The 7,292-nt window shown below is 53.5% G+C and carries 6 protein-coding genes and 1 tRNA gene; 6 read left to right on the top strand and 1 reads right to left on the bottom strand.

Annotated features, from left to right (window positions below):
* The first annotated feature begins 42 nt into the window (after window positions 1-42).
* Window positions 43-117, top strand: a tRNA-Gln gene (locus tag FDX03_RS00945).
* A gap of 120 nt (window positions 118-237) precedes the next feature.
* On the opposite strand, the gene ubiF is transcribed toward FDX03_RS00945, so the two are convergent.
* On the bottom strand, window positions 238-1,413 hold the full coding sequence (ubiF, locus tag FDX03_RS00950; RefSeq protein WP_101742418.1) for a 3-demethoxyubiquinol 3-hydroxylase: 1,176 nt from the start codon (window positions 1,411-1,413) through the stop codon (window positions 238-240).
* Window positions 1,414-1,558: 145 nt separating this feature from the next.
* On the opposite strand from ubiF, the gene miaB reads away from it, so the two are divergent.
* The 5 genes from miaB (at window position 1,559) to lnt (ending at window position 7,247) form a co-directional block, all read left to right on the top strand.
* Complete coding sequence (gene miaB, locus FDX03_RS00955) at window positions 1,559-2,989, top strand: tRNA (N6-isopentenyl adenosine(37)-C2)-methylthiotransferase MiaB (RefSeq protein WP_005121416.1); 1,431 nt, start codon at window positions 1,559-1,561, stop codon at window positions 2,987-2,989.
* 209 nt (window positions 2,990-3,198) lie between these two features.
* Window positions 3,199-4,245, top strand: a complete 1,047-nt coding sequence (locus FDX03_RS00960; RefSeq protein WP_048212286.1) for a PhoH family protein — start codon at window positions 3,199-3,201, stop codon at window positions 4,243-4,245.
* Entirely contained in the window at window positions 4,242-4,709 is a 468-nt protein-coding gene (gene ybeY / locus FDX03_RS00965; protein ID WP_048212287.1) for an rRNA maturation RNase YbeY, read from the top strand. Before FDX03_RS00960 ends, ybeY begins: the two co-directional genes overlap by 4 nt.
* A gap of 96 nt (window positions 4,710-4,805) precedes the next feature.
* On the top strand, window positions 4,806-5,684 hold the full coding sequence (corC, locus tag FDX03_RS00970) for a CNNM family magnesium/cobalt transport protein CorC (RefSeq protein ID WP_003847383.1): 879 nt from the start codon (window positions 4,806-4,808) through the stop codon (window positions 5,682-5,684).
* Between the two features lie 24 nt (window positions 5,685-5,708).
* Window positions 5,709-7,247, top strand: a complete 1,539-nt coding sequence (gene lnt, locus FDX03_RS00975; RefSeq protein WP_137345355.1) for an apolipoprotein N-acyltransferase — start codon at window positions 5,709-5,711, stop codon at window positions 7,245-7,247.
* The last annotated feature ends 45 nt before the right edge of the window (window positions 7,248-7,292 follow it).

Below are 7,292 nucleotides of genomic sequence, written 5' to 3' on the forward strand. Positions count from 1 at the left end.
ATTAAGGACGTATCGACTCGTTCGGTAAATCCAAAAAATTGTTGGGGTATCGCCAAGCGGTAAGGCTCTGGTTTCTGATACCAGCATTCCGAGGTTCGAATCCTCGTACCCCAGCCATATTAAAAAAGCTCGCTTCGGCGAGCTTTTTGCTTTTATAACGCCGGGTAACGGCAAGACTTACCCGGCCTACATGACTTGTAGGCCTGATAAGCGTAGCGCCATCAGGCTCCACTTGAGCTACAACCCTAACGCATACTTCAGCGCCTGACGCTTCAGCACACCTGCGCGCTCTGCGGCCATAAGCCCGAGATTACGCATGATGCGCAGCGGCTGCAGGTTGTTGCTAAAACCGGCGTAGAACAAATCCATCCCACTTTGCATAATGAAGTTATCGGTCATACGACGATTCTGATAACGCTTGAGCACCGGTTGACTGGCCCACGCCTCACCATAGCTGCGGGCGCTCACCAGAACATCAATCAGTGCATCCACATCGCGAAAACCCAGATTAACGCCCTGCCCCGCCAGTGGGTGAATGGTATGCGCGGCATCACCTACCAGCGCCAGCCCCGGTTGCACATATTGCAGCGCATGACGACGCGTAAGTGGGAATGCCCCCGCCGCCACAGGCGTAACGCTACCGAGTCGTGAAGGGAAATGTTTGCCTATCTCTGTCTGGAGTTGCGCCATGCTTAAGCTTTGTAACTGACGGATACGTGCCGGGGTGTCGTACCACACCAGCGAAGCCCAGTCGTCGAACAACGGTAAAAATGCACGCGGACCGTCAGGGGTAAACTGCTGCCAGGTGCTGTCTCCGGGTGCGTTTTCACACTGGACAGTTATCAGCATACAAGATTGCGCGTATTGCCAGGCATGGATGCCAATCCCGGCCATTTTGCGTACCTGAGAGTTGGCACCATCAGCACCGATCACCAGCTTCGCATTGATTTTTTCACCGTCTGCCAGCTCAAGTTCATGCCGGTCATTATGTCGATGTAAAGAAATCAGCGAGGTGGGCACGCGCAACGTCACGTCAGGATGAGCTTCCAGCGCCTGCCAGAGCGCCTGTTGCAGGACCGTGTTCTCCACCATGTAACCCAACAACGGCAGCTTAAGTTCCGCTGCATCAAACACCACATGGGCATTTTCCCATTCCCACGTCTCCAGCCGACGATAAGGATGGCTGCGCATCCCCTGCACCGTATCCCAGACGCCCAGCCCTTTAAGCAACGACACGGAGGCGGAGCTAATAGCCGAAATTCTGACATCCGGCTGTCCGTCAGCCACAAACGGCGCGGGCACGGCATGCTCGATAACCGTTACCGTAAATCCGTGCTGCGCCAGTCCCAGCGCCAGCGCGCCACCGACCATCCCCCCGCCGACAATGGCAATTTCCGTTGGTTGATTTGTCATGGTCAATTTTCCAGTTACATGTATTGTGTAAGTTTACAGGATTTTTTACCCCTTGAGGCTGACATCCGTCATACTGGTCACAACCGCGCCAAAGCAGTACACTATGCGCCCTGCATTTCAGCCACAATTTCGCAAGAGCAAGTCGATGACCAAAAAACTCCATATTAAAACCTGGGGCTGTCAGATGAACGAATACGATTCATCGAAGATGGCCGATCTGCTGGATGCCACTCACGGGTATCAACTGACCGACGTGGCGGAAGAAGCGGATGTGCTGCTGCTGAATACCTGCTCAATCCGCGAGAAGGCTCAGGAAAAAGTCTTCCATCAATTAGGTCGCTGGAAGCTGTTAAAAGAGAAGAATCCCAAGCTCATCATTGGTGTTGGTGGCTGTGTTGCGTCTCAGGAAGGCGATCATATTCGCCAACGCGCGCATTACGTCGATATTATTTTTGGGCCGCAAACCCTGCATCGCCTGCCGGAAATGATCAACAAAGTGCGTGGAAGCACCACCCGTAGCCCGGTAGTTGATATCAGCTTCCCGGAGATCGAAAAATTCGACCGCCTGCCAGAACCGCGTGCTGAAGGGCCAAGCGCGTTTGTGTCCATCATGGAAGGTTGCAATAAATATTGTACTTACTGCGTGGTGCCCTACACCCGCGGTGAGGAGGTCAGCCGTCCGGCGGATGATATTCTGTTTGAAATCGCCCAGCTTGCAGCCCAAGGCGTGCGTGAAGTAAACCTGTTGGGGCAAAACGTCAACGCCTGGCGCGGTGAAAACTACGACGGCACCACCGGCTCGTTCGCCGATCTGCTGCGTCTGGTCGCAGCGATCGACGGCATTGACCGTATCCGTTTTACCACCAGCCATCCGATCGAATTCACCGATGATATCGTTGAAGTTTATCGCGATACGCCAGAGCTGGTGAGCTTCCTGCACCTGCCGGTACAGAGTGGTTCGGATCGTGTACTGAACCTGATGGGTCGTACCCATACCGCGCTGGAATACAAAGCAATCATCCGTAAACTGCGCGCAGCACGTCCGGATATCCAGATTAGCTCCGACTTCATCGTCGGCTTCCCGGGTGAAACCACCCAGGACTTCGAGCAGACCATGAAGCTGATCGCTGATGTCAATTTCGACATGAGCTACAGCTTTATCTTCTCTGCGCGTCCTGGCACCCCTGCCGCCGATATGGTTGACGACGTACCGGAAGAAGAGAAAAAACAGCGTTTATACATCCTGCAGGAGCGTATTAACCAGCAAGCCATGGCCTGGAGCCGTCGTATGGTCGGCACGACCCAGCGCATTCTGGTCGAAGGTACGTCACGGAAAAGCGTGATGGAACTGTCAGGGCGTACCGAAAATAACCGCGTGGTGAACTTTGAAGGTACCCCGGATATGGTCGGTAAGTTTGTTGATGTTGAAATTACCGATGTCTGGACCAACTCCCTGCGCGGCAAAGTGGTGCGTACCGAAGACGAAATGGGCCTGCGCATCGCAGAATCCCCTGAGTCGGTCATTGCGCGTACCCGCAAAGAAAACGATCTGGGCGTGGGTACTTATCAGCCTTAATAATCCTGCTGAAAAACGCAAACAATGCCCGATGGCGCCATGCTTATCGGGCCTACACTTCCTGGCTCGCTGCTCCGGCGGGCCTTGTAATTTGCCCTGGCACCCCCATATTTATTGCAATGCTTGCGCCTTTCCCCCATGGCGTGAATAATTTCCTTAGATGCCGGTAAATGTTCAGCGTCCGGCGAGACATGCATAAGAGGAACAGTTTGAACATAGACACTCGCGAAATTATCCTTGAACCCGCAGACAACGCCCGCCTGTTGAGCCTTTGCGGGCCATTTGATGACAACATAAAACAACTGGAGCGTCGTCTCGGCATCGAAATTAACCGCCGCGATAACCACTTCAAACTGACTGGTCGTCCAATTTGTGTCACCGCTGCGGCAGATATTTTACGCAGCCTGTATGTCGATACGGCCCCAATGCGCGGCCAGACACAGGACATCGAGCCAGAACAAATTCACCTTGCGATTAAAGAAGCGCGTGTGCTTGAGCAAAGCGCAGACAGCGTGCCGGAATTTGGCAAAGCGGTAAATATCAAAACCAAGCGCGGAGTGATTAAACCGCGCACGCCGAATCAGGCACAGTACATTGCGAATATCCTCGACCACGACATCACCTTTGGTGTTGGCCCTGCGGGTACAGGTAAAACGTATCTGGCGGTTGCCGCTGCGGTCGATGCACTAGAGCGCCAGGAGATCCGCCGTATTCTGCTAACCCGTCCAGCGGTTGAAGCCGGTGAAAAACTCGGTTTCCTGCCAGGCGATCTGAGCCAGAAAGTCGATCCCTATTTACGACCGCTGTATGACGCGCTGTTCGAAATGCTCGGTTTTGAGAAGGTTGAAAAGCTGATTGAACGTAACGTCATTGAAGTTGCGCCGCTGGCCTATATGCGTGGCCGTACGTTAAACGATGCGTTTATCATTCTTGATGAGAGCCAGAACACCACCATCGAACAGATGAAAATGTTCCTGACTCGTATCGGCTTTAACTCCAAAGCGGTTATCACCGGCGATATCACACAGATTGACCTGCCGCGCAGCACCAAGTCCGGTCTGCGTCATGCCATTGAAGTGCTGGCTGAAGTCGACGAAATTAGTTTTAATTTCTTCCATAGCGAAGACGTGGTTCGCCATCCGGTGGTTGCCCGTATCGTCACGGCGTATGAAGCCTGGGAAGAAGCAGAACAAAAACGCAAAGCCGAGCTGGCGGCAGAACGCAAGCGCGAAGCTCAGGAGCAGGAACAAAAATGAGTCAGGTTATTCTCGATTTACAGCTGGCATGCGAAAACGAATCCGGCTTACCACCAGAAAGTCAGTTTCAGAGATGGCTGGATGCCGTGATCCCGCAGTTTCAGGAAGAGTCAGAGGTCACGATTCGGTTGGTCGACGATGCTGAAAGCCACGAGCTGAACCTGACCTATCGCGGGAAAGATAAATCAACCAACGTACTCTCTTTCCCGTTTGAAGCCCCGCCGGGCATTGAGATGCCGCTGCTGGGTGATTTGATCATCTGCCGTCAGGTCGTTGAGAAAGAAGCGCAGGAACAAGGTAAGCCGCTTGAGGCCCACTGGGCGCACATGGTGGTGCATGGTAGCCTGCATTTGCTCGGCTACGACCATATCGAAGACGATGAAGCGGAAGAGATGGAATCCCTCGAAACAGAGATTATGCTTGCTCTGGGCTATGAGGATCCGTACATTGCCGAGAAGGAATAAGCCGTCGGGCATCTGCCCGGGCTTCCCATAAAGCCGTGCGCTGAGTTTACGCGCATTGAGCGACCTATTAACTAACATGAGAACCCATACGACGCCATGAGCGACGACAATTCACACAGTAGTGACACCTTAAACAGCAAAAAGGGATTTTTTTCCCTGTTACTGAGCCAACTTTTCCACGGTGAACCGAAAAACCGCGACGAACTGTTGGAGCTGATCCGTGATTCCGGGCAAAACGACCTTATCGATGAAGATACGCGCGATATGCTCGAAGGGGTGATGGATATTGCGGACCAACGCGTACGCGACATTATGATCCCTCGCTCTCAGATGATTACCCTGAAACGCAACCAGACCCTGGACGAATGTCTCGATGTGATCATCGAGTCTGCCCACTCGCGTTTTCCGGTGATCAGCGAAGACAAAGATCACATTGAAGGGATTCTGATGGCCAAGGATCTGCTGCCCTTTATGCGCAGCGATGCCGAAGCCTTCAGCATGGAGAAAGTGTTACGCCAGGCGGTTGTCGTACCTGAAAGTAAGCGGGTTGACCGCATGCTGAAAGAGTTCCGCTCCCAGCGTTATCATATGGCTATCGTCATCGACGAGTTTGGCGGTGTCTCAGGTCTGGTGACCATTGAGGACATCCTTGAACTGATTGTCGGTGAAATTGAAGATGAGTACGACGAAGAAGACGATATTGATTTCCGTCAGCTCAGTCGCCACACCTGGACTATTCGCGCGCTGGCGTCGATTGAAGACTTCAACGAAGCTTTCGGGACCCACTTTAGCGACGAAGAAGTCGATACCATTGGCGGGCTGGTTATGCAGGCCTTTGGTCATTTACCCGCTCGCGGTGAGACCATCGACATTGATGGTTACCAGTTCAAAGTGGCGATGGCTGACAGCCGTCGTATTATTCAGGTTCATGTCAGAATTCCGGACGACTCACCCCAGCCCAAACTGGACGAATAAACCCGAAACTGGATCATAGACTACATGGCATTTGCCCCATTAATTGAACGCCAGCGCATGCGCCTGCTGCTGGCGTTATTATTCGGTGCCTGCGGGACGCTGGCGTTCTCTCCGTATGACATCTGGCCCGCCGCGATTATTTCGCTGATGGGTCTGCAGGCTCTTACCCTCAACCGCCGTCCTCTCCAGTCTGCTGCCATTGGCTATTTCTGGGGAATGGGCCTGTTTGGTTCAGGCATCAACTGGGTCTACGTCAGCATCGCGCAATTTGGCGGCATGCCGGGGCTGGTAAACGTTTTTCTCGTGGTTCTGCTTGCCGCCTACCTTTCCCTCTACACCGGTCTGTTTGCTGGCATTCTGTCGCGTCTGTGGCCGAAAACCAGTTGGATTCGGGTAGCGATTGCCGCGCCGGTTATCTGGCAGATAACTGAATTCCTGCGCGGCTGGGTCCTGACCGGCTTCCCATGGCTGCAGTTTGGTTACAGCCAAATTGATGGCCCGCTAAAAGGGCTTGCACCGGTAATGGGCGTAGAGGCAATCAACTTCCTGCTGATGATGGTTAGCGGCCTGCTGGTGCTGGCGTTAGTCAGCCGTAACTGGCGTCCGCTGGTCGTGGCCGTGATACTTTTCGCGCTGCCCTTCCCGCTACGCTATATCCAGTGGTATACGCTGGAGCCGGAAAAAACCACGCAGGTGTCGATGGTGCAGGGCGACATTCCACAGTCGCTCAAATGGGATGAAAGTCAGTTACTCAACACCCTGAAGATTTATCTCGACGCCACCCAGCCCGAGATGGGTAAATCACAGCTCATCATCTGGCCAGAATCTGCTATTCCGGATCTGGAAATTAACCAGCAGCGTTTTCTGAGCATGATGGATGACCTGCTGAAATCGAAAAACAGCACGCTGATTACCGGGATTGTAGATGCTCGCCTGAACAAACAGAATCGTTACGACACCTACAACACCATCATCACGTTGGGTAAAGACAGTCCGTACAGTTATGACTCGACCAATCGCTATAACAAAAATCACCTTGTCCCATTTGGTGAGTTTGTCCCGCTGGAATCGATCCTACGCCCGTTAGCGCCGTTCTTTGACCTGCCAATGTCTTCGTTCAGCCGTGGACCTTATGTACAGCCACAGCTGCATGCGCACGGCTTTAAGCTGACGGCTGCCATCTGCTACGAAATCATTCTTGGCGAACAGGTTCGGGATAACTTCCGTCCGGATACTGACTACCTGCTGACTATCTCCAACGATGCCTGGTTCGGTAAGTCCATTGGTCCGTGGCAGCACTTCCAGATGGCGCGGATGCGTTCTCTGGAGCTGGCACGCCCGCTGCTGCGTAGCACCAATAACGGTATTACCGCGGTGATTGGCCCGCAGGGTGAAATTCAGGCGATGATCCCGCAGTTTACCCGTCAGGTTCTGACCACCAGCGTTACGCCGACCACGGGCTTAACCCCTTATGCCCGTACCGGTAACTGGCCGCTGTGGCTGCTGACCGCACTGTTTGGCTTTGGTGCGGTGGTCATGAGCCTGCGTCAACGTCGTAAGTAACCTCCCCTCCCCGGCCGGATAACGCTTTGCTTATCCGGCCCATAA

The organism is Citrobacter sp. wls827 (assembly GCF_005280875.1).
In the GTDB taxonomy this organism is placed as follows: Bacteria; Pseudomonadota; Gammaproteobacteria; order Enterobacterales; family Enterobacteriaceae; genus Citrobacter; species Citrobacter youngae.